The organism is Streptomyces sp. NBC_01235, assembly GCF_035989285.1.
Taxonomy (GTDB): domain Bacteria; phylum Actinomycetota; class Actinomycetes; order Streptomycetales; family Streptomycetaceae; genus Streptomyces.
This window is the reverse complement of the sequence record NZ_CP108513.1, coordinates 7,162,679-7,184,029: the sequence shown is the minus strand read 5'-3', so window position 1 is coordinate 7,184,029 and position 21,351 is coordinate 7,162,679. Positions and strand designations below refer to the sequence as shown.

Sequence of the window (21,351 nt, the reverse complement as noted above, 5' to 3'; positions counted from 1 at the left end):
GCCGCAGGTTCTACGCTGGTGGACGCCCGCCGGCGTCGGCGGGCCGCCGTCTGTCGAGTGAGGAATGGGCGAGATGCCTGAGTTCGAGTACACCGATCTGCTCCCGCTGGGAGAGGACACCACCCCCTACCGGCTGGTGACCTCCGAGGGTGTCTCCACCTTCGAGGCCGACGGACGGACGTTCCTCAAGGTGGACCCGGAGGCGCTGCGCAAGCTCGCCGAGGAGGCGATCCACGACATCCAGCACTACCTGCGCCCGGCCCACCTCGCGCAGCTGCGTCGCATCATCGACGACCCCGAGGCCTCCGGCAACGACAAGTTCGTCGCGCTGGACCTGCTGAAGAACGCGAACATCGCGGCCGCCGGGGTGCTCCCCATGTGCCAGGACACCGGCACGGCGATCGTCATGGGCAAGCGCGGGCAGAACGTCCTCACGGAGGGCGGCGACGAGGCGGCCCTCTCGCGCGGCATCTACGACGCGTACCTGAACCTCAACCTGCGCTACTCGCAGATGGCCCCGCTCACCATGTGGGACGAGAAGAACACCGGCTCCAACCTCCCGGCACAGATCGAGCTGTACGCGACCGACGGCGGCGCGTACAAGTTCCTGTTCATGGCCAAGGGCGGCGGCTCGGCCAACAAGTCGTTCCTCTACCAGGAGACGAAGGCCGTCCTGAACGAGGCCTCCATGATGAAGTTCCTGGAGGAGAAGATCCGTTCGCTGGGCACGGCCGCCTGCCCGCCGTACCACCTGGCGATCGTCGTCGGCGGCACGTCGGCCGAGTACGCGCTGAAGACCGCGAAGTACGCCTCCGCGCACTACCTGGACGAGATCCCGGCCGAGGGTTCGCCGCTCGGGCACGGCTTCCGGGACAAGGAGCTGGAGGAGAAGGTCTTCGAGCTGACGCAGAAGATCGGGATCGGCGCGCAGTTCGGCGGCAAGTACTTCTGCCACGACGTGCGCGTGGTGCGTCTGCCGCGGCACGGCGCGTCCTGCCCGGTCGCCATCGCCGTGTCCTGCTCCGCCGACCGTCAGGCCGTCGCGAAGATCACCGCCGAGGGCGTCTTCCTGGAGCAGCTGGAGACGGACCCGGCGCGCTTCCTGCCGGACACGACCGACGAGCACCTCGACGAGTCCTCCGACGTCGTCCGCATCGACCTGAACCAGCCGATGGACGACATCCTCGCCGAGCTGACCAAGTACCCGGTGAAGACCCGGCTCTCGCTCTCCGGTCCGCTGGTCGTGGCCCGTGACATCGCGCACGCCAAGATCAAGGAGCGCCTTGACGCGGGCGAGGAGATGCCGCAGTACCTGAAGGACCACCCGGTGTACTACGCGGGCCCGGCCAAGACCCCCGAGGGCTACGCCTCCGGTTCCTTCGGGCCGACGACCGCCGGCCGGATGGACTCCTACGTGGAGCAGTTCCAGGCGGCGGGCGGTTCCAAGGTGATGCTGGCGAAGGGCAACCGCTCGCAGCAGGTCACCGACGCCTGCGGCACCCACGGCGGCTTCTACCTCGGCTCCATCGGCGGCCCCGCCGCCCGGCTCGCCCAGGACTGCATCAAGAAGGTCGAGGTCGTCGAGTACGAGGAGCTCGGCATGGAGGCCGTCTGGAAGATCGAGGTCGAGGACTTCCCGGCGTTCGTCGTCGTCGACGACAAGGGCAACGACTTCTTCAAGGACCCGGCGCCCGCGCCGACGTTCACGTCGATTCCGGTGCGGGGTCCGGGTCTGGTGTGATGCGTGTGATCCTGTGACGGACGCCCGCCCCTGATTGACGCAGGGGCGGGCGTCGTCGTCAGGTCAGGGCCCGGTCAGCCGACGCAGATGGTGAAGTCGACCGTGTCGCCCGGCTTGATGGTCTTCGGGGCGTGCGGGGTCACCTCGAGCACCGAGGTCGGCTTGCAGCCCTTGACGGCCTTCTTGGTGACGGTGCCGAGTTTCGTCTGCGTCTTCTCGAGCACCGGCTTGGCCATGTCCAGGCTGAGGCCCGCGAGGGGGAGCCGCGTGGTCGTACCGTCGCCGAAGACGTAGAGCAGGGTGGTGGCGTCGTCGTTCTTGACGACCGTGCCGGTCGCCGCCGGGGTCGAGCTGCCGCTGTTGCTCGCGACCGAGGTGGCCAGGGCCGTCCCGCCGCCCGCCGCGATGAGGGCGGCGGCGACGGCGGCGATGCCGATGGTCCGACGGCGACGGGTGCGGCGCAGGATCTGCGGCGCGTCGAAGTCGGGGGTCTCGGCGGAGTTCGCGAATCGGTTCATGGCGGTGGTCAGTTCCTCTTCGAAAGGTGTGCGGCCGGAAGGCCGTGCATCGCCGTACGAGGTCATCGGATTCCTTCCGTGTGCCGCCGCGGTGAAGGGCCGGAGAGCGCGGGGAACTGACTTCTGAGCTTCTCGATGCCCCGGGCCAGCTGGGAGCGGACCGTACTCGGCGTGATGCCGAGGTCGGCCGCTATCTCGCCGTCCGAGAGGTCGTCGAAGTATCGCAGCACCACCACGGTCCGCATCCGCATGGGCAGTTGCTGCAACGCGCGCACCAACTGGTCCCTGCTGTCGACCTGCCCGTACTCGTCCCTTGGGGCGACGGTGTCGCCGCCTTCGGGGTGGTGAGTCGTGGTCAGTCGGCGGAATCTCCGCCAGCGGTCGTTGGCCAGGTTCACCATGATCCGCCGGACGTAGGCGTCCGGAGCGTCCTTCGCGGCGATGGTGCGCCACTTGCGGCAGGCCTTCTCCAGGGTCTCCTGGACCAGGTCCTCCGCCGCCTCACGGTCTCCCGTGAGGACGAGTGCGCCCCTGAATAACGCGGCCGATCGAGCGGCCACGAACTCATGGAAGTCCGTCTCCACACGCTCCTCCCTTCCTGTCACCCGTCCTCGACGTGAACACGCCCTCGACTGCTGCACGGCCGCGCTGAGACCTGGGTCACATCGCCGCCACACGTTCGGGTGAGGTGCGGAACAACCGTGCCGTCCCGATCGCTGTACCGGGCATGAGCGACTACCGCATCGAGCACGACTCCATGGGCGAGGTCCGCGTCCCCGCGCACGCCAAGTGGCGGGCCCAGACGCAGCGCGCCGTCGAGAACTTCCCCGTCTCCGGGCAACGCATCGAGCGCGCGCACATCGAGGCGCTGGCCCGGATCAAGGGTGCCGCCGCCAAGGTGAACGCCGAACTCGGAGTGCTCGACAAGGAGATCGCCGAGGCGATTCAGGAGGCGGCCGGGGAGGCGGCCGAGGGCAGGTGGGACGAGCACTTCCCGGTCGACGTGTTCCAGACCGGCTCGGGAACCTCGTCCAACATGAACACCAACGAGGTCATCGCCACGCTGGCCGGTGAGCGGCTGGGGCGGGAGGTGCACCCCAACGACCACGTCAACGCGTCGCAGTCCTCCAACGACGTCTTCCCGTCGTCGATCCACATCGCGGCCACCGCCGCCGTCACCCGGGACCTGATCCCGGCCCTGGAACATCTGGCGGCTTCCCTGGAGCGCAAGTCGGAGGAGTTCGCCGACGTGGTGAAGTCGGGGCGGACGCATCTGATGGACGCCACGCCCGTCACCCTGGGCCAGGAGTTCGGCGGGTACGCCGCCCAGGTGCGGTACGGCGTCGAGCGGCTGCACGCCTCCCTCCCCCGGCTCGCCGAGCTGCCGCTGGGCGGCACCGCCGTCGGCACCGGGATCAACACGCCGCCCGGATTCGCCGCCGCCGTCATCGAGGAGGTCGCCCGGGTCACCGGACTGCCGCTGACCGAGGCGCGCGACCACTTCGAGGCGCAGGGCGCGCGGGACGGGATCGTCGAGACCAGCGGGCAGCTGCGTACCATCGCGGTCGGGCTGACGAAGATCGCCAACGATCTGCGGTGGATGGCCTCGGGGCCGCGCACCGGACTGGCCGAGATCAGTCTGCCGGACCTCCAGCCCGGCTCCTCGATCATGCCCGGCAAGGTCAACCCGGTGATCCCGGAGGCGGTGCTCATGGTCGCCGCGCAGGTCGTCGGCAATGACGCCACGGTCGCCACCGCCGGCGCGGCCGGCAACTTCGAGCTCAACGTCATGCTGCCGGTGATCGCCAAGAACGTCCTGGAGTCGGTCCGGCTGCTCGCCAACGTCTCACGGCTGCTGGCGGACCGGACGGTCGACGGGATCGTCGCGCACCGCGAACGCGCCCGCGAGTACGCCGAGTCCTCGCCGTCCGTGGTCACGCCGCTGAACAGGTACATCGGGTACGAGGAGGCCGCGAAGGTCGCCAAGAAGGCCCTCGCGGAGCGGAAGACGATCCGGCAGACCGTCCTCGAAGGAGGGTATGTGGAGCGCGGTGATCTGACGCTCCAGCAGCTCGACGAGGCCCTGGATGTCCTGCGGATGACGCACCCGTAACCTTTCGTGCCCCGGCGCGAGAACCGTGACGCGCGCCGCAGCGTCGTATGGCCATGGCACCTAATATCTGTGCATGGCAGACGGCGGAGCGGTGAGACGCGTGGGAACGGGCGGTGCGGCGGCCTTCTGGGAGTCCGGGGACCGGATCCTGTGGCGCTACCGGGAGAACGGCGGAGCGCGCTTCCACATCGCCCGTCCGGTCACCGTCGTGCGGGACGACGAGGACGTGCTCGCCGTGTGGATGGCGCCGGGCACGGAGTGCGTGCGGCCCGTGCTGGCGGACGGCACCCCGCTGCACCAGGAGCCGCTGCACACCCGGTACACCAAGCCGCGGACCGTGCAGCGCGACCGCTGGTTCGGCACCGGTGTGCTGAAGCTGGCCCGGCCTGGCGAGCCCTGGTCGGTGTGGCTGTTCTGGGAGCCGGGCTGGCAGTTCAAGAACTGGTACGTCAATCTTGAGCTGCCGCTGGTCCGTTGGGCCGGCGGGGTGGACTCGGAGGACCACTTCCTGGACATCTGTGTCTACCCGGATCGCAGTTGGGGCTGGCGCGACGAGGACGAGTTCGCGCAGGCGCAGCAGGACGGACTGATGGACGCCACGGTCGCCGAACAGGTGCGGGAGGCGGGCCGCCGTGCGGTGGAGGTGATCGGCGCCTGGGGGTCGCCGTTCGACGAGGGTTGGCAGACCTGGCGCCCGGATCCGTCCTGGGCCGTACCGTTGCTGCCGGAGGACTGGGACCGTACTCCCGCGCACATGTCCACATGAGACCCTTGATGCGCCCCCGGGCAACAAACGTAGGATCGTCCTCCGCAAGGCACGCTGGCAGTAACTCCCGGAGCAGATGCCGGGTCTGACCGAACGTCACCGAGGGGCGGCAGGACGTGAGCGAGGGGCACGAGGGCAACACCGGCGGGAGGTTCGTCGTCGGCCCCCAGGGTCGCGCGCGGTCCACCGGTGGCACAGGAACAACCTCTGACCACGCGGGAATTCCGTTCCGGGGACACGTATTCCGGGTATCGGGTTTCCTGCGGGACCAACTGCGCGCGCGGCGCGCAGCCCCGGACGGACGGATTCGACACGCGTGACGGAGCAGCCCATCTCCTACGAACGCCCCCAGGGCGTCGACCCCACGGACCCTCGTGGGGCACTGCTGCATACCCCGGAGCCCGCACAGGCCCCGCCCGCCTTACCACCGGACGCCTCGGGTACGACGACGCCGTGCGGCAAGGGTGGAAAGGGCAACATGGGCGGCCAGAACGGCCAGGGATCCGCGGGCAAGGACGCAACCGGGGCGGAGACCGGTTCCTCCGCCGACACCGAGCACTCCCAGCCTTCGGGGTCCGCCGACACCGAGCACTCCCAGCCTTCGGGGTCCGCCGAGCCCGACACCCACCGGCCGCGCCCCGTGCCCGAGTCCATCCCGGCCCAGCCGGGCGCGGACGCGCTCACCGAGCGGGCTTCCGGCGGGCAGGACCGGCGCGGAGGAGGGACGGTGGCGCCCGGTCGGCCCACGCCGATGCGGCGGGACGGGGACCGGCTGCGCTTCGTGGGCGCCGCGACCCGGCGGATCGCCCGCGGACTGGACCTCGACGAGATCGTGATGGGGCTGTGCCGGGCCACCGTGCCGACCTTCTCCGACGCGATCCTCGTCTATCTGCGCGACCCGCTGCCCGTCGGCGACGAGCGGCCCGCGGCGGACCGCATCATGCTGCGGCTGCGCCGCACCGACCGCATCCCCGAGGAGCGGGACACCGAGACGGGCTTCGCGGCGCTGGCGCTGCCGCCGCCGGAGCCGGCGGAGCTGACCGCCGAGCTGTCGGCGGCGGTCGTGGAGCTGTGCGAGGTGCGGCCCGGCGGGGCGCTGGCGGAGGTGCTGCGCGGGGTGCGTCCGGTGTTCGCCGACAATCCGGCCGCGCGCGCCGCGCTGCCCGAACTCCTGGGCGAGGACAGCACATTGGTCGTCCCGGGCGGCCAGCGGGCGATCCTGGCCCCGTTGCGCGGCCGGCGCCGGGTGATCGGCGCCGCGGTCTTCCTGCGCCGTCCGGAACGTATCCCGTTCGAGAACGACGACCTGCTGGTGGCCGCCCAGCTCGCCACGCACAGCGCGCTCGGCATCGACAAGGCGGTGCTGTACGACCGTGAGGCGTACATCGCCGACGAGTTGCAGCGCACGATGCTGCCGGAGACCCTGCCGCGCTGCACGGGCGTCCGGCTGGCGTCCCGGTACCTGCCCGCGGCGGAGACGGCGCGGGTCGGCGGCGACTGGTACGACGCCATCCCGCTGCCCGGCAGCCGGGTGGCGCTGGTGGTGGGCGACGTCATGGGCCACTCCATGACGTCGGCGGCCATCATGGGTCAGCTGCGGACGACGGCCCAGACGCTGGCCGGGCTCGACCTGCCCCCGCAGGAGGTCCTGCACCACCTCGACGAGCAGGCCCAGCGGCTGGGCACCGACCGCATGGCGACCTGCCTGTACGCCGTCTACGACCCGGTGTCGCATCGCATCACGATCGCCAACGCGGGCCACCCGCCGCCCGTCCTGCTGCATCTGGGCGGCCGGGCCGAGGTGCTGCGGGTGCCGCCGGGCGCGCCGATCGGGGTCGGCGGGGTGGACTTCGAGGCGGTCGAGCTCGACGCCCCGGCGGGGGCGACGCTGCTGCTGTACACCGACGGGCTGGTCGAGTCCCGGCTGCGGGACGTGGCGACGGGCATAGAGCAGCTGCGCGAGAAGCTCGCCGCGACCGCCCAGCTGACCGGGCCCGATCATCCGCCGCCCCTCGAGGCCCTGTGCGACGAGGTGCTCGACATGCTCGGTCCCGGCGACCGGGACGACGACATCGCGCTGCTCGCCGCCCGGTTCGACGGGATCGCGCCGAGCGACGTGGCGTACTGGTTCCTGGAACCGGAGGACGCGGCTCCCGGCCGGGCCCGCCGGCTGGCCCGGCGGGCGCTGTCCCGCTGGGGTCTGGAGGACATGACCGACTCGGTCGAGCTGCTGGTGAGTGAGGTCGTCACCAACGCGGTGCGGTATGCGACACGGCCGGTCACGCTGCGGCTGCTACGCACCGACGTGCTGCGGTGCGAGGTCGGGGACGACGTCCCCCAGTTGCCCAGGCTTCGGCAGGCTCGGGCGACCGATGAAGGCGGGCGTGGGCTGTATCTGGTAAATCGGCTTGCCCGTAGGTGGGGCGCTACGCGGTTGAGTACCGGCAAGGTTGTGTGGTTCGAGTTGAACCGGTCGTAGTTCGACTGCGGCCCGGTTGTGGCTGGTCGCGCCCACGCGGCGGGGCCGCACATGGGTACGGCCCCGCGCCCCCGAGGTCGGAGAGGGCGCCCGGTGATCATCACCGGGCGCCCTCTTCCGTCATGTCGTGGCGCTACTGGCCGTTCTGCGGATTCAAGGGGTTCGCGGGATCCGTCGACGGGGTCTCCGTGGACGGGGGCGTCGTCGTGCCGCCTGTCGGCGAGCTGGGCGGGGACGAACTCGGCTTCGGCGACGAGGACGGGGACGAACTCGGCTTCGGCGACGAGGACGGGGACGAACTCGGCGACGGAGACGAGGACGGGGACGAACTCGGCGACGGAGAGGAGGTCGGCGACGGGGAGGCCGTCTGGACCGCCGCACCCTGGTCGGTCTCCAGGTCGAACTTGCTGACCTTGGTGGAGACGCCGAAGGTGTACGCCGCCCATATCTGCGCCGGGAAGCCACCGCCGTTGATCCGGCCGTCGACCGTGGTCAGGCCCGTCGTCGCGCCGGTCAGCGGGACCTGGGGGTGCGGGGCCTTCGCGGACTCGCCGAACAGGCCGACCGAGGTGACCAGGTCGGGGGTGTAGCCCGTGAACCAGGCCGACTTGTTGTTGTCGGAGGTACCCGTCTTGCCCGCGACCTTCTGCCCCTTGCGCATCGGGTTGTCCCGCACGGACTTCCTGGCCGTACCGTCGTCGACCACGCCGGTGAGCACCGAGGTGACCGAGTCGGCGGCCTCGCGGTCGATGACCTGCCCGCCGATGGCCGGGGTGAGCTTGAACGTCGGGTGGAGGCTGTTCTCCGCCGACTTGATGAGCGCCGGGGTGACCTTCTTGCCGTGGTTGTCGAGGGTGGCGTAGACGGCGGCCATCTGCAGGGGGCTCGCGCCCATGGTGCCGAGGGTCTGGGCCGGCACCGCCTTGAGGTCCTTGGTGTCCATGCCGAGCTGGTCGGCGACCTTCAGCACCTTGTCCATGCCGACGTCCACGCCCATCTGCGCGAAGACGGAGTTGATGGACTTGTTCAGCGCCGTCTGGACGGTGACGGGGCCGTAGTCCTGGTCGTCCTCGTTCTCCGGGGCGAAGCCGATGTCGCTGCCGACGACCGGGCGCTTGCTGGTGCCGTCGTAGATCGTGTTGGCGGTGATCTTGTCGTCCTTCTGCGTCACGGCGTTCTCGTCGAAGGCCGCGGCGAGGATCACCGGCTTGAAGGTGGAGGCGGGCTGGTAGTCGGTGCGGGTGGCGTTGTTGAGGAAGTGGTCGGTGTAGCTGGTGCCGCCGTACATCGCCTCGACCGCGCCGGTCTTCGGGTTCACCGACACCGCGCCGGCCTGGACGTCGCCGTCGACGGGGCGCTTCTTCTTGTCCAGCTTGCTGGTCAGCTGTTCCTTGACCGCCGTCTCCAGCGCCTTCTGCTTGGTCTTGTCGATGTTGAGCTCGATGTTCCAGCCGCCCTTGCGGACCAGGGCGGTGGCCGACTCGAGGTCGTCGGCGGCGCCCTGGGCGACGAGCTGCCGGGCCAGTTCGGCGTTGGCCGCGTCGACCAGGTAGCCGACCTGGCCCTCCTTGCCGGGGGCGGCCTTGGGGTCCTTGGGGATCGGGAACTTCATGGCCTCGCGCTTGGACTTGTCGAGCCAGTCCTGCTCGACCATGTTGTCGAGGACGTAGTTCCAGCGGGCCTGGACCAGGCGCTTGCCGGTGTCGGAGGCGGCGGCCCAGTCGTACTGGCTGGGCGCCTGGAGCAGCGCGGCGAGGTAGGCGCCCTGCTCGACGGTGAGCTTGTCGGCGTCGACGCGGTAGTAGGCCTGGGCGGCGGCCTGTATGCCGTAGGCGCCGCGGCCGTAGTAGCTGGTGTTGATGTAGCCGGCCAGGATGTAGTTCTTGTCCTTCTCCCGGTCCAGCTTCAGGGAGATGACCAGTTCCTTCAGCTTGCGCGTGACGGTCTGTTCCTGGGTCAGGTAGTAGTTCTTGACGTACTGCTGGGTGATCGTCGAACCGCCCTGCGCGCCCTTGCCCATGAGCGTGTTGAGGACACCGCGGGCGGTGCCCCTGAGGTCGACGCCGGCGTCGGTGTAGAAGGTCTTGTTCTCGGCGGCGACGAAGGTGTGCTGGACCGGCTCGGGGATCGTGGCCAGTTCGACGTTCTCCCGGTTGACGTCACCGTCGCGGGCGAGGATCGCGCCGTTGCCGTACTTGTAGACGTTGCTCTGCAGGTCGGCGTCGGGGTTGCCCTTGGGGATCGGCGTGCTCACGTACAGCCAGACGAACGCGCCGATGACGGCGACGGTCAGGACGAGGAAGGTGCCGAGGATCTTCTTCCAGGTGAAGAGCCTGCGTATGAAGCTCTTGTCCTTCTTGTCCTTCTTGCCGGCACCCGCCTCGCCCTTGGCGCCCCTGCCGCCCTTCTTGGCGCCTGCAGCCGCCGCCCTGCGGGCCGCCGCGCGCCCCCCGGTCGCGGACCCGGTCTCGGGGATGGTCTCGGTGGCGGTCCCCGCTGAGGGGGGTGCCACCGACTCCGTCTCCGTCGAGCGGTTCCTGGGCGCCGCGCGGCGGCCACCGCGCTGTCGCGCTCGTCTCTCTTCCGCTCGTCCCATGAGTCCGCTCGCTCCGCTTCCTACTCGGCAGTCACACCAGTGCCCGTGGGCAGGGGCAGGTCAGCTCAGAAAGCTAACACCGCTCTCTATGACGAGGCGCTCCCGGTCCGGTCTTCGGAGGGCGTGAGAATCAGCACCCCGCCCGGCGGAACCGGCAGAACGTCCCCACCGATTCGACGTACGAGAGGGTCACAGGGTTGCCGCGACCCGCTAAAGTGATATCACTTAGATAGGCAGCCGATAACTGAATCGGCTGACGAGCCGACGAAGAAGAAGACGAAAGAGAACGGGGACCCGCCATGACCGCATCCACCTCCGCCCCCGGCCCCTCGGCCACCGGCGAAGCCGCCGCCGAAGCCGTCGACGCACCCGAGATGCCCGCCCCGCGCGTGCAGGAGTTCGCCGCGCAGAGCGTGGGCGGCGGGCTCGCGCTGCTGCTCGGGCTGGTCGGGCTGCTGGCCGGCGGCGGGATGATCGCCGCGGCCACCGCCGTGACCGCGACCGGCCTCAAGGCCGCGCTGATCACCGGCGGCATCCTGGTCGCCCTCGCCGCGTTCCTCGCGATGTGCGGGCTGAACACGGTGGCGCCGGGCGAGGCCCGCGTGGTGCAGCTCTTCGGCCGCTACCGGGGCACCATCCGGGAGGACGGGCTGCGCTGGGTGAACCCCTTCACCTCCCGCGAGAAGATCTCCACCCGGGTCCGCAATCACGAGACGGCCGTCCTGAAGGTCAACGACGCCTACGGCAACCCGATCGAGCTCGCCGCGGTCGTGGTGTGGAACGTGCAGGACACCGCGCAGGCCAGCTTCGAGGTGGACGACTTCCTGGAGTTCGTCGCCACCCAGACAGAGGCGGCCGTCCGGCACATCGCCATCGAGTACCCCTACGACTCGCACGACGAGGACGGGCTCTCGCTGCGCGGCAACGCCGAGGAAATCACCGAGAAGCTCGCCATAGAGCTGCACGCGCGCGTGGAGCCGGCCGGCGTGCGGATCATCGAGTCCCGTTTCACCCACCTCGCGTACGCTCCCGAGATCGCCTCGGCGATGCTCCAGCGGCAGCAGGCGGGCGCCGTGGTCGCGGCGCGGCGGGAGATCGTGGACGGGGCCGTGGGGATGGTCGAGGCGGCGCTCAGCCGGATCGCCGAGCAGGGCATCGTGGAACTGGACGAGGAGCGGAAGGCGGCGATGGTGTCCAACCTGATGGTGGTGCTGTGCGGGGACCGGGCGCCCCAGCCTGTCCTGAACACCGGAACGCTCTACCAGTGACCTCACCCGAAGAGGGCCAGGCCCCTCGGCGTCGGCCGCAGCAGCAGCGCAAGCAGGTGCTGCTGCGGCTGGACCCCGCCGTGTACGAGGCGTTGGCCCGGTGGGCCGGGGACGACCTGCGGTCCGCCAACGCGCAGATCGAGTTCCTGCTGCGGCGGGCCTTGAAGGAAGCGGGGCGGCTGCCCGGCGACACCGGGCCCCTGCCCCGCCGCGGGCGCCCCCCTGGGGGCTCCGCCCCCAGACCCCCGCCGGCCTGAACGGACTCGCCCTCGAACGCCGGACGGGGCTGAGACACCAACAACCTCGCCCTCGAACGCCGGACGGGCCGAGACGCCAACAACCTCGCCTGTAGCAGAACGGTGACAATAGCCCCTCACCTGCGCACCCGCACCGCCCGCCGCCACCTGTGCACTCCACGTATACACACCGGGTATACACCGCATGTACAGTCCTCCTCATGTCCATCGGTCACACCCTCCTGGGACTCCTGGAGTCCGGGCCCCGCCACGGTTACGACCTCAAGCGGGCCTTCGACGAGAAGTTCGGTCACGACCGGCCGCTGCACTACGGCCAGGTCTACTCGACGATGTCGCGTCTGTTGAAGAACGGGCTCGTCGAGGTCGACGGCATCGAGGCCGGCGGTGGTCCCGAGCGCAAGCGGTACGCGATCACCGACGCCGGTATCACCGACGTCGAGCGCTGGCTCGCCACGCCCGAGAAGCCCGAGCCGTACCTTCAGTCCACGCTGTACACCAAGGTCGTCCTCGCGCTGCTCACCCAGCGCGACGCGGCCGACATCCTCGACACCCAGCGGTCCGAGCACCTGCGCAGCATGCGCATCCTCACGGACCGCAAGCGCAAGGGCGACCTCGCCGACCAGCTGATCTGCGACCACGCCCTGTTCCATCTCGAGGCCGACCTGCGCTGGCTGGAGCTGGCCGCCGCGCGCCTCGACAAGCTGAAGGCGGCGGTGACTGCGTGAACGCTCCCGGGGGATCCCTGCTCGTCGCCGAGAACCTGAAGAAGGCGTACGGCCCGACCATGGCGCTGGACGGCGCCGAGTTCTCCATCCACCCCGGCGAGGTCGTCGCCGTGATGGGCCCGTCCGGGTCCGGCAAGTCGACGCTGCTGCACTGCCTCGCCGGCATCGTGACGCCCGACTCGGGTTCGATCATGTACGACGGCCGTGACCTCGCGACGATGAGCGACGCCCAGCGCAGTCAGCTGCGGCGCTCGGAGTTCGGGTTCGTGTTCCAGTTCGGGCAGCTCGTGCCGGAACTGACCTGCGTGGAGAACGTGGCGCTGCCGCTGCGGCTGAACGGCACCCCGCGCAAGCAGGCCGAGCGCACCGCGCTGGGCTGGATGGAGCGGCTGGAGGTCGACGACCTCGGCAAGAAGCGGCCCGGCGAGGTGTCCGGCGGGCAGGGACAGCGGGTGGCCGTCGCGCGCTCGCTGGTCACCAGTCCGCGGATGGTGTTCGCCGACGAGCCGACCGGCGCGCTGGACTCGCTCAACGGCGAGCGCGTGATGGAGCTGCTCACCGAGGCCGCCCGGACGGCAAACGCGGCCGTCGTCCTCGTCACGCACGAGGCCCGGGTGGCCGCCTACTCCGACCGCGAGATCGTCGTACGGGACGGGAAGTCGCGGGACATGGAGCGGGTCGTATGAACCTGGGTCAGTGGTCCAGAGACCTGGGCATGGGGGTCCGGTTCGCCTTCGCCGGCGGACGGGAGGGCTGGGTCCGGGCCGTGCTGACGGCGGTGGGCGTCGGGCTCGGCGTGGCGGTCCTGCTGCTGACGACGGCGGTGCCGAGCGTGCTCGCGGTACGCCACGACCGTGAACAGGCCCGGCTGGACTGGCCGTTCGGCGACTCGCAGCCGGCCAAGGCCGACGACACCCTGTTGATCGCGCAGGCCGACACGGAGTTCCGCGACAAGGACGTCCGCGGCCGGCTGCTGGAGCCGGAAGGAGCGAGCGCCCCGCTGCCGCCCGGCGTGAGCCGGTTCCCGGCCAAGGGCGACATGGTGGTCTCGCCCGCGTTGAAGAAGCTGCTCGCCGCCGACGGTTCGGCGCTGCTGCGGGAGCGGGTGCCGTACCGGATCGTCGGGACCATCGGGGAGAGCGGGCTGATCGGCTCCCAGGAGCTCGCCTACTACACGGGCGCCTCCGGGCTCGCCAAGCATGTCAACGGCGGAGGGGTGACCCGGCTGAAGGAGTTCGGGAACCCGAACCCGACGCACGAGAAGACCGACCCGGTGCTGGTCCTGCTGGTCCTCGTCATCATCGTGGTGCTGCTGATGCCGGTGGCCGTGTTCATCGCCGCGGCCGTGCGGTTCGGCGGTGAGCGGCGCGACCGCAGGCTCGCCGCCCTCAGACTGATCGGTTCCGACGGCCGGATGACCCGGCGCATCGCGGCGGGCGAGGCGATGGCCGGCTCGCTGCTGGGCCTCGTCCTCGGCACGGTCTTCTTCCTGATCGGCCGGCAGGCGGCGGGCAAGGTCGAGGTGATGGGCATGAGCGTGTGGCCCAGCGACCTCAACCCCTCCCTCGCGCTGGCCGCGCTGGTCGCGCTGGCGGTGCCGACGGCCGCCGTCCTGGTCACCCTCTTCGCGCTGCGCGGAGTGGTGATCGAACCCCTCGGCGTGGTGCGCACGGCCAAGCCCACCCGGCGCCGGCTGTGGTGGCGGCTGCTGATGCCGGTGGCCGGCCTCGCGATGCTCTACCCGATGATCGGACAGGGCCGCGAGAACGGGGACTTCAACCAGTACCTGGTGACCGGTGGCGTCCTGCTGCTCCTCGTGGGCATCACCGCGCTGCTGCCGTGGCTCGTGGAGACGGTCGTCGCCCGGCTCGGCTCGGGTGGCGTAGCCTGGCAACTGGCCGTACGGCGGCTGCAGTTGAGCAGCGGCACGGCGGCCCGGATGGTCAACGGCATCGCGGTGGCGGTGGCCGGGGCGATCGCGCTGCAGATGCTGTTCGCGGGCGTGGACGGCGACTACTCCAAGCCCACCGGCCAGGACGTCACCCGGGCGCAGATGCAGGTCCGGGTGCCGGACGGCGTCCCGCTGGCCGCGACCGCCCAGAAGTTCGCCGGCACCAAGGCCGTCAGCAAGGTCACGGCCCTGTGGGAGGGCTACCTGGGCGATGCCTCCTGGAACACCGAGAACGGGCCGAACATGATCACCGAGCTGACCGTGGGCGACTGCTCGGCCCTGCGCGAGGTGGCGAAGCTGCCCTCGTGCAAGGACGGCGACATGTTCGTTCTCGACGGCGACGAGTACTCCGCCGACGGGCCGAAGCTGAACAAGCCCGGCAAGGAGCTGTACCTCCAGCAGTCCTCCCCCGAGGGCAACCAGGAGGCCGTCTGGACCGTGCCCGCGGGCATCACCAAGGCCCAGTCCGTCAAGGGGCTGGTCGACTGGGAGCGCGGCGGCTTCCTGATGACGCCGAGCGCGCTGCCCAAGGCGGCCGAGAAGATGGTCAGCGGTGAGCTGTACCTCTCGATCGACGAGTCCGTGCCCGACGCGTACGAGTACGCCCGTAACACGGCGTTCCAGGTGGATCCGCTGGCCAACCCGATGAACTGGTCGTCCATGAAGCAGGACGAGAAGTTCACTTCCATCCGCACCGGGCTCCTCGTCGGCTCCGCCTGTGTGCTGCTGCTGATCGGGGCGAGCCTGCTGGTCTCGCAGCTGGAGCAGCTGCGCGAGCGCAAGAAACTGCTGTCGTCCCTGGTCGCCTTCGGCACCCGGCGGCGCACCCTGGGCCTGTCGGTGCTGTGGCAGACGGCGATCCCGATCGCGCTGGGCCTGTTGCTGGCCCTGACGGTGGGGCTCACGCTGGGCGCCGTGCTGCTGAAGATGACGTCCACACCCGTGGGCGTGGACTGGGGCAGCGTGCTGGCGATGACCGGCTGCGGCGCGGCGGTCGTCCTGCTGGTGACGCTGCTGAGCCTGCCGCCGCTGATGCGGCTGCTGCGGCCGGACGGTCTGCGCACGGAGTGAGCACGGAGTGAGCACACGGTCCCTCCCCGACTCGGGGAGGGACCGTTCGCGTTCAGAGCTGGTACTCCCGCACCACCCTGCGCACCTGGGCGAACAGCATCCCGACGTTGACGGACTTGCGGCAGACGACCACCGCGACGACGTCCTGCTGCTCGGTCATCCGCACGAACAGGTGGGTGAGGTTGTCACTGTTGACGAGGATCTCCTGGAAGAAGTGGTTGTCGCTCTGGATCCCGCGCCGCTCCTTGAAGACGTCCTCGATCATCACGACCGTACGGCCCTGGAACAGGTCGAGCGTCGCGCCCGCGAGCAGGTCGAGGACCTCGGGCGGGTGGTTGTCGACGGTCTCGTAGGAGAGCAGCATGCCGGTGGCCATGTCGACGACGCCGGAGGCGACGCAGTCCGGGGCATCCGTACGCAGTGACTTGACCAGGCCCATCACCTGGTCGGAGAAGCCGGGGGTCATACGCTTCGTCGCCATCCCTTCAGACTCCTTCGGGAGCTTTCTCGGTGAGAATCAGGTCGATGCGGCGCAGGGCCGGCTGGGTCGCCCGGTGCAGGCGGTCCACCTCGATGCCCTCGTCCGCGAGGACGACCATCAGCGCGGTGTCGCCGACCGCGTAGAACGCGGCGCAGCCGTGGCTGCCGTAGGTCACCGTGCGGTGCAGGGCGCCACGGGCGGTCGCCTCGGCGGTGCGGCGGGCCAGACCGAGGCCGGCCGCGGCGAGGGCGGCGAGACCCTCCGGATCGATGGAGCCGTCGGTGTCGGCGGCGATGAGCAGCCCGTCGGCCGCCGCGACCGCGGTGTCGGTGATGCCGGTCACCTGCTCGCGCAGGCCGCGCATCTCCCGTGCGAGGGCTTTGTGGTCCATGGGCGCAACTCCCCTGAATTCTGTTCGCATCTGACCGTCTGGTATCTGTGGGCGCTTGTTCTCGGGGCGGATCACGGCTGTTCGTGGGTCGGTTGGTGGGGCGGGTGGTGGGCCGTGTGGTGGGCCGTGTGGTGGGGCGGGTCGTCGGCTGTTCGTAGGGCTGTCATTTCGCCGTCGGGTTCCGCAGGCGGAAGAACTCCTTCCAGCCGGTGCCGTTCCGTTCCGTCATGAGGGCCTCGTTGATGCCGCTGGCGCCGGGCCGACGGCGGGGCAGGGCCGCCGCTTCCGAGGGCGACGGCTGCGAGGACTGCGGCGGCGGGGGCGGGGCCGGTTCGCGGGGGCGTACGCCGTGTCCGTCGGGGGGCAGCCGGACCGGGATCGGGCGGGGCGCGTCCACGCACTCCAGGAGCCCCTCGCCCAGCATCCGCGCCACCTCGACGGTGACGGTGTAGACCCCGCGCCCAGTACGGAAGGCGAGGTCGCGTGCGGTGCGCCGGCCGTCCGCGTGGGCCAGCAGCTCCCTTTGCAGAACGCCCAGTCGGGCCGCCACGTAGGAGAGGGAGGCGGGCACGGGCCGCTCCCGGTCGGGACTCACGGGGTACGGCAGGGCCAGCAGCGCGCGCAGCTTGCGGGACGCCTCCTGGAGCAGCCGGGTGGGCGGTTCGCCGACGGTGACCGAGGCGGGCGGCGGTCCGTTCGCCGGACCGCGTTCGCAGCCGTCGACGCCGCCCGCGACGACCGCGAACGTGGCGTCCTGAAGGGCCATCGCGCAGACCACCCTGAGCTGGGCGGCCCCCGCGTAGCCGTGGGCGATCAGCCCGGTGGCCGGCCAGCGCGCGCCGCCGGACTCGCGCACCAGCCCGGCCCACTCCTCGCCGCCGATCCGGCCGGAACGCAGCAGCAGCGCCTCCGGCGCGGGCGCGCCCGGCGACTCGACCGCGACGACCAGCCCGCCGTGCAGATGGAAGGTGCCGCCGGGCGAGCCGGACACGCGCACTTCTCCGGTGAAGCCGTCCCGGCCGCACGCGGCGAGGTCGCGTGCCAGCAGCTCGTAGCCCGACATCACTCCCCTTGGCATGTCGTACACGCATGTCGCACATACGCCTGACGCGTAGCGCTGAGGAGGGAATGTGTATCAGTCCGGGCGCATATCCCAGCGAGGGATTTCCGACCTGCCTCCAGCTGACGGAAATTGCTCCGTCGCTGGACTCAATTCTCTTTGTGCAGCGCCCATTTGACCGATTGACGGACCTCAAATCGCCGCTGTCCGCCGCCGTTCGCCGTCACTCCTCGTCGCCCAGCACCCGCACCGGCAGCGGTCGCAGCGCCGTCCGCAGCGCGCCCGCGAGTTCCTCGTACTCCGCGCCCCTCGCCGCGCCCGTGCGCATGGCGAAGGCGATGCGGCGGGCGGGGGCGGGGGCGGCGAAGGAGCCGGTGCGGAGCCGGTCGCTGCGGCTGGTCTCGACGGTGACGGCGGTGCGTGGCAGCAGCGTGCAGCCGAGGCCGCCGGCGACGAGCTGGACGAGGGTCGACAGCCCGGCGGCCGTGGTCGTCACCGGCGCGTCCCGGCGTCCTGCCTCGCGGCAGATGTCGAGGGCCTGGTCGCGCAGGCAGTGCCCCTCGTCCAGGAGCAGCAGTTTGAGCTCCTTGAGCGCCTCGCGCGGGATGCCCTCCCGGCCGCCGAGCTCGTGGTCGAGGGGGGTGACGAGCACGAAGTCCTCGTCGAAGAGGGGAAGTTCGACGATTCCCGGCACGCCGAGCGGGACGGCGAGCAGCAAGAGGTCGAGTCGGCCCGTGTGCAGGCCGTCGAGGAGGTTGGCGGTCTGTTCCTCGTGGACCTGGAGGTCGAGGTGCGGGTAGCGCTCGTGGACCAGGCGCAGGACGGCCGGCAGGAGGTAGGGCGCGACGGTGGGGATGACACCGAGGCGCAGCGCTCCGGTGAAGGGGGCCCGTACCGCCTCGGCCTCGTCCATCAGCGCCTCCACCTCCCCCAGCACCGCCCTGGCCCGTACGACGAGCCGCTCGCCGGCCGGCGAGAGCAGCACCTTGCGGGTCGTACGCTCCAGCAGGGTGACCCCGAGGGTCTCCTCCAGGGCGGCGACGGCGCCGGACAGGGCGGGCTGGCTCATGCCGGTCGCGGCGGCCGCGTCCCGGAAGTGCAGGTGCTCGGCGACGGCCGCGAAGGCCCGCAGCTGAGCGAGGCTGGGCGGGCGCCTCTTGGCCCCAATGTTACCTGCAGTCACTGATAACTACCTCCGATCAACTCTATCGAGTGTAGCCATTTCCTGAATCAATGCACCTTGTGCCACGATCGAGACCGTCCAACCCAAGGGAAGCGTCCGCGATCCGGACGCTCCTTCGCTGCAAGGAGAGCCTGTGCTCACTGTCGGTGACACGTTCCCCGAGTTCGAACTGACCGCCTGCGTCTCACTGGAGAAGGGCAGGGAGTTCGAGCAGATCCACCACAAGTCCTACGAGGGCAAGTGGCTCGTGGTCTTCGCGTGGCCCAAGGACTTCACCTTCGTCTGCCCGACCGAGATCGCCGCGTTCGGCAGGCTGAACGAGGAGTTCGCCGACCGTGACGCGCAGATCCTCGGCTTCTCCGGCGACTCCGAGTTCGTCCACCACGCCTGGCGCAAGGACCACCCGGACTTGACCGACCTGCCCTTCCCGATGCTGGCCGACTCCAGGCACGAGCTGATGCGCGACCTCGGCATCGAGGGTGAGGACGGCTTCGCGCAGCGCGCCGTGTTCGTCGTCGACCCCCACCGCGAGATCCAGTTCACGATGGTCACCGCTGGCTCCGTCGGCCGTAACCCCAAGGAGGTCCTGCGGGTTCTGGACGCCCTGCAGACCGACGAACTGTGCCCCTGCAACTGGACCAGGGGCGAGGACACCCTCGACCCGGTCAAGCTGCTGGCCGGGGAGTGACCTGACATGTCATTGGACGCGCTGAAGTCCTCGATACCGGACTACGCCAAGGACCTGAAGCTCAACCTGGGCTCGGTCATCGGCAACTCCGAGCTCCCCGCGCAGCAGTTGTGGGGCACCGTGCTGGCGACCGCGATCGCCTCGCGCTCCCCCCTCGTGCTGCGTGAGCTGGCGCCGGAGGCCAAGGCGAACCTCTCGCCCGAGGCGTACACCGCGGCCCGGTCCGCCGCCGCCGTGATGGCGATGAACAACGTCTTCTACCGCACCCGGCATCTGCTGTCGGACCACGAGTACGGCAACCTGCGGGCCGGTCTGCGGATGAACGTCATCGGCAACCCCGGTGTCGAGAAGGTCGACTTCGAGCTGTGGTCGTTCGCCGTCTCCGCCATCAACGGCTGCGGTCTGTGCCTCGACTCGCACGAGCAGGTGCTGCGCAAGGCGGGCGTCGGCCGTGAGGTCGTCCAGGAGGCCTTCAAGATCGCCTCGGTGATCCAGGCGGTCGGTGTGACGCTGGACGCGGAAGCAGTTCTCGCCGACATCTGATCCGCACCCCACCCCACTTCGCCTCACGTCGAGCAGGGCCCGCCGATCGCCGACGGGCCCTGCTCGACGTGAGGTTCACCTGCGTGTCGTGACCGGAACGTCGTCTGCCGGGGGTTCCGGCTCCCCGCTCTGCGGCGCGGCGGCCGGGGCGGCCACCGGTGCGACACCGGCCGCCGTGGCCCCCCGTGGCCGCGGCGCGTGCCGCAGCGCCTGCTCGCGGGAGTACGTGTGCAGGTAGCCGACCACCGTGTTCGTCACGGCCACCAGGGGCACGGCCACGATCGCGCCGCCGATGCCGGCCACCATGCCGCCCGCCGCGACCGACAGGACCACCGCCAGCGGGTGGACCCGTACCGCCCGGCCGAGGATGAACGGCTGGAGGATGTGGCCCTCGATCTGCTGGACGGCCAGCACCACCGCCAGGGTCATCACCGCGGTGAACACGCCCTGCGTGACCAGCGCGACCACGACCGCCAGCGCGCCGGAGGCGACCGCGCCGACCAGCGGGATGAACGAGAACAGGAAGATGAAGACGGCGAGCGGGACGGCCATCGGCACATCGAGGAAGTAGATGCCGAGGCCGATGAAGATCGCGTCGATCAGCGCGACTATCACCGTGCCGCGCACATACGCCGTGAGCGTCGCCCAGGCCCGCGGACCCGCGCCCGCCACGCCCGGCCGGGCGGCGGCCGGGACCAGCTTGAGCGTCCACTCCCAGATGCGCTTGCCGTCGTAGAGCAGGAAGAGCGTCGAGAAGAACGCCAGCAGGATGCCGGTCAGCGCCTCGACCACGACCGTGACGCCCTCCAGGCCCGCCGAGGTGATCGAGTCGGTGTTGTCGCCGATCGCGTCGCGCAGGTTCTGGGCGATGCCGTTGATCTGCTTGTCGGTGACGTGGAAGGGGCTGTTGAGCAGCCAGCGGCGCAGGTCGTCGATGCCGTCCTGGACCTGGTCGGAGAGGTTGTCGATGTTCGCCATGACCTGCCAGGTCACGAACCAGCCCATCAGGCCGATAACGACGAACCCGAGGATCGCCGTCATCGCGGTCGCGGCCCCGCCGGGCACACCGAGCCGCTTCAGCCGGGCCACGGTGGGTTCGAGGAGCGCGGTCAGGAGCAGGGCGACCACGAAGGCCATGACGACCAGTTGCACCGCGCTGATGACCTTGATCAGGACCCACAGGGTCCCGGCGAGCACCAGCAGCCGCCAGCCGGCCTCGGCGGCGACCCGCACCCCCCACGGCACGGCGTGCACGGGATCGGGACGCGGAACGGGCGGCGGAAGTTCCTCGGCCTCGACAGGCACCTCGGCGAAAGCGGCGACGTCGGTCGGCGACGGTTCCGGCTCGGCGCCCTCGCTCTCCCGCTCGACCTCCGCGCGCCGTTCGTCGAGCCGCTCACCCATCTCGGTCAGACCGGCGCCCAGCCGGCCGAGCCACCCTGGCACTCGCGACATGATCCGTCCTCTTCCCCCGTCTCTCCCCACAACTCCCCCTGGAGTCGTCGGTCCCGGCCGTACCG

Annotated in this window: 19 protein-coding genes; 11 read left to right on the top strand and 8 right to left on the bottom strand. The window is 70.4% G+C overall.

What is annotated here, in order from left to right; genetic code table 11:
* The first annotated feature begins 73 nt into the window (after positions 1-73).
* The gene (locus OG289_RS32385; protein ID WP_327317587.1) at positions 74-1,741 is read left to right on the top strand and encodes a fumarate hydratase; all 1,668 of its coding nucleotides are present in this window, start codon (positions 74-76) and stop codon (positions 1,739-1,741) included.
* Between the two features lie 74 nt (positions 1,742-1,815).
* Here OG289_RS32385 and OG289_RS32380 read toward each other — a convergent pair whose 3' ends face one another.
* Together OG289_RS32380 and OG289_RS32375 are read right to left on the bottom strand one after the other, a co-directional pair.
* Positions 1,816-2,259: a hypothetical protein gene (locus tag OG289_RS32380; protein ID WP_327317586.1), complete on the bottom strand. Its 444-nt coding sequence runs from the start codon at positions 2,257-2,259 to the stop codon at positions 1,816-1,818.
* A gap of 62 nt (positions 2,260-2,321) precedes the next feature.
* On the bottom strand, positions 2,322-2,843 hold the full coding sequence (locus OG289_RS32375; RefSeq protein ID WP_327317585.1) for a SigE family RNA polymerase sigma factor: 522 nt from the start codon (positions 2,841-2,843) through the stop codon (positions 2,322-2,324).
* A gap of 143 nt (positions 2,844-2,986) precedes the next feature.
* On the opposite strand from OG289_RS32375, the gene OG289_RS32370 reads away from it, so the two are divergent.
* From OG289_RS32370 to OG289_RS32360, 3 genes are all read left to right on the top strand, one after another.
* Positions 2,987-4,372, top strand: coding sequence for a class II fumarate hydratase (locus tag OG289_RS32370; protein ID WP_327320873.1), 1,386 nt, complete (start codon positions 2,987-2,989; stop codon positions 4,370-4,372).
* Positions 4,373-4,445: 73 nt separating this feature from the next.
* Positions 4,446-5,138, top strand: a complete 693-nt coding sequence (gene fomD / locus OG289_RS32365; protein ID WP_327317584.1) for a cytidylyl-2-hydroxypropylphosphonate hydrolase — start codon at positions 4,446-4,448, stop codon at positions 5,136-5,138.
* A gap of 316 nt (positions 5,139-5,454) precedes the next feature.
* On the top strand, positions 5,455-7,617 hold the full coding sequence (locus OG289_RS32360; RefSeq protein ID WP_327317583.1) for a SpoIIE family protein phosphatase: 2,163 nt from the start codon (positions 5,455-5,457) through the stop codon (positions 7,615-7,617).
* 133 nt (positions 7,618-7,750) lie between these two features.
* Here OG289_RS32360 and OG289_RS32355 read toward each other — a convergent pair whose 3' ends face one another.
* Positions 7,751-10,213, bottom strand: coding sequence for a transglycosylase domain-containing protein (locus tag OG289_RS32355; protein ID WP_327317582.1), 2,463 nt, complete (start codon positions 10,211-10,213; stop codon positions 7,751-7,753).
* Positions 10,214-10,587: 374 nt separating this feature from the next.
* Here OG289_RS32355 and OG289_RS32350 point away from each other — a divergent pair, with 374 nt between their 5' ends.
* From OG289_RS32350 to OG289_RS32330, 5 genes are all read left to right on the top strand, one after another.
* Positions 10,588-11,481, top strand: a complete 894-nt coding sequence (locus OG289_RS32350; RefSeq protein WP_327320872.1) for an SPFH domain-containing protein — start codon at positions 10,588-10,590, stop codon at positions 11,479-11,481.
* The gene (locus OG289_RS32345; protein ID WP_327317581.1) at positions 11,478-11,738 is read left to right on the top strand and encodes a hypothetical protein; all 261 of its coding nucleotides are present in this window, start codon (positions 11,478-11,480) and stop codon (positions 11,736-11,738) included. Before OG289_RS32350 ends, OG289_RS32345 begins: the two co-directional genes overlap by 4 nt.
* A 200-nt stretch (positions 11,739-11,938) precedes the next feature.
* Positions 11,939-12,463 (top strand): PadR family transcriptional regulator, encoded by a 525-nt coding sequence (locus OG289_RS32340; RefSeq protein ID WP_327317580.1) that lies wholly within the window; start codon positions 11,939-11,941, stop codon positions 12,461-12,463.
* Positions 12,460-13,149 carry an ABC transporter ATP-binding protein gene (locus OG289_RS32335; protein ID WP_327317579.1) on the top strand — a complete coding sequence of 230 codons (690 nt, stop codon included), beginning with the start codon at positions 12,460-12,462 and terminating at the stop codon, positions 13,147-13,149. Before OG289_RS32340 ends, OG289_RS32335 begins: the two co-directional genes overlap by 4 nt.
* Entirely contained in the window at positions 13,146-15,485 is a 2,340-nt protein-coding gene (locus tag OG289_RS32330) for an ABC transporter permease (protein WP_327317578.1), read from the top strand. Before OG289_RS32335 ends, OG289_RS32330 begins: the two co-directional genes overlap by 4 nt.
* A gap of 52 nt (positions 15,486-15,537) precedes the next feature.
* Here the strand turns inward: OG289_RS32330 and OG289_RS32325 are convergent, their stop codons facing one another.
* From OG289_RS32325 to OG289_RS32310, 4 genes are all read right to left on the bottom strand, one after another.
* Positions 15,538-15,966, bottom strand: a complete 429-nt coding sequence (locus OG289_RS32325; RefSeq protein ID WP_327317577.1) for a hypothetical protein — start codon at positions 15,964-15,966, stop codon at positions 15,538-15,540.
* 4 nt (positions 15,967-15,970) lie between these two features.
* Positions 15,971-16,357, bottom strand: a complete 387-nt coding sequence (locus OG289_RS32320; protein ID WP_327317576.1) for a roadblock/LC7 domain-containing protein — start codon at positions 16,355-16,357, stop codon at positions 15,971-15,973.
* A 163-nt stretch (positions 16,358-16,520) separates the two neighbouring features.
* Positions 16,521-17,420 carry a MarR family transcriptional regulator gene (locus tag OG289_RS32315; RefSeq protein ID WP_327317575.1) on the bottom strand — a complete coding sequence of 300 codons (900 nt, stop codon included), beginning with the start codon at positions 17,418-17,420 and terminating at the stop codon, positions 16,521-16,523.
* Between the two features lie 220 nt (positions 17,421-17,640).
* Positions 17,641-18,600, bottom strand: coding sequence for a LysR substrate-binding domain-containing protein (locus tag OG289_RS32310; protein ID WP_327317574.1), 960 nt, complete (start codon positions 18,598-18,600; stop codon positions 17,641-17,643).
* Positions 18,601-18,733: 133 nt separating this feature from the next.
* On the opposite strand from OG289_RS32310, the gene OG289_RS32305 reads away from it, so the two are divergent.
* Together OG289_RS32305 and OG289_RS32300 are read left to right on the top strand one after the other, a co-directional pair.
* Entirely contained in the window at positions 18,734-19,288 is a 555-nt protein-coding gene (locus tag OG289_RS32305; RefSeq protein ID WP_327317573.1) for a peroxiredoxin, read from the top strand.
* Between the two features lie 6 nt (positions 19,289-19,294).
* Positions 19,295-19,831, top strand: a complete 537-nt coding sequence (locus tag OG289_RS32300) for an alkyl hydroperoxide reductase (RefSeq protein ID WP_327317572.1) — start codon at positions 19,295-19,297, stop codon at positions 19,829-19,831.
* Between the two features lie 75 nt (positions 19,832-19,906).
* Here OG289_RS32300 and OG289_RS32295 read toward each other — a convergent pair whose 3' ends face one another.
* On the bottom strand, positions 19,907-21,286 hold the full coding sequence (locus tag OG289_RS32295; protein WP_327317571.1) for an AI-2E family transporter: 1,380 nt from the start codon (positions 21,284-21,286) through the stop codon (positions 19,907-19,909).
* Positions 21,287-21,351 lie beyond the last annotated feature (65 nt).

Excerpts from the sequence above, each read along its gene's own strand:
- OG289_RS32355 (WP_327317582.1), bottom strand. The coding sequence starts at position 10,213 with ATGGGACGAGCGGAAGAGAGACGAGCGCGACAGCGCGGTGGCCGCCGC.
- OG289_RS32330 (WP_327317578.1), top strand. The coding sequence starts at position 13,146 with ATGAACCTGGGTCAGTGGTCCAGAGACCTGGGCATGGGGGTCCGGTTC.
- OG289_RS32370 (WP_327320873.1), top strand. The coding sequence starts at position 2,987 with ATGAGCGACTACCGCATCGAGCACGACTCCATGGGCGAGGTCCGCGTC.
- OG289_RS32380 (WP_327317586.1), bottom strand. The coding sequence starts at position 2,259 with ATGAACCGATTCGCGAACTCCGCCGAGACCCCCGACTTCGACGCGCCG.
- OG289_RS32300 (WP_327317572.1), top strand. The coding sequence starts at position 19,295 with ATGTCATTGGACGCGCTGAAGTCCTCGATACCGGACTACGCCAAGGAC.
- OG289_RS32325 (WP_327317577.1), bottom strand. The coding sequence starts at position 15,966 with ATGGCGACGAAGCGTATGACCCCCGGCTTCTCCGACCAGGTGATGGGC.
- OG289_RS32350 (WP_327320872.1), top strand. The coding sequence starts at position 10,588 with ATGCCCGCCCCGCGCGTGCAGGAGTTCGCCGCGCAGAGCGTGGGCGGC.
- OG289_RS32315 (WP_327317575.1), bottom strand. The coding sequence starts at position 17,420 with ATGTCGGGCTACGAGCTGCTGGCACGCGACCTCGCCGCGTGCGGCCGG.
- OG289_RS32320 (WP_327317576.1), bottom strand. The coding sequence starts at position 16,357 with ATGGACCACAAAGCCCTCGCACGGGAGATGCGCGGCCTGCGCGAGCAG.
- fomD (WP_327317584.1), top strand. The coding sequence starts at position 4,446 with ATGGCAGACGGCGGAGCGGTGAGACGCGTGGGAACGGGCGGTGCGGCG.
- OG289_RS32340 (WP_327317580.1), top strand. The coding sequence starts at position 11,939 with ATGTCCATCGGTCACACCCTCCTGGGACTCCTGGAGTCCGGGCCCCGC.
- OG289_RS32295 (WP_327317571.1), bottom strand. The coding sequence starts at position 21,286 with ATGTCGCGAGTGCCAGGGTGGCTCGGCCGGCTGGGCGCCGGTCTGACC.
- OG289_RS32385 (WP_327317587.1), top strand. The coding sequence starts at position 74 with ATGCCTGAGTTCGAGTACACCGATCTGCTCCCGCTGGGAGAGGACACC.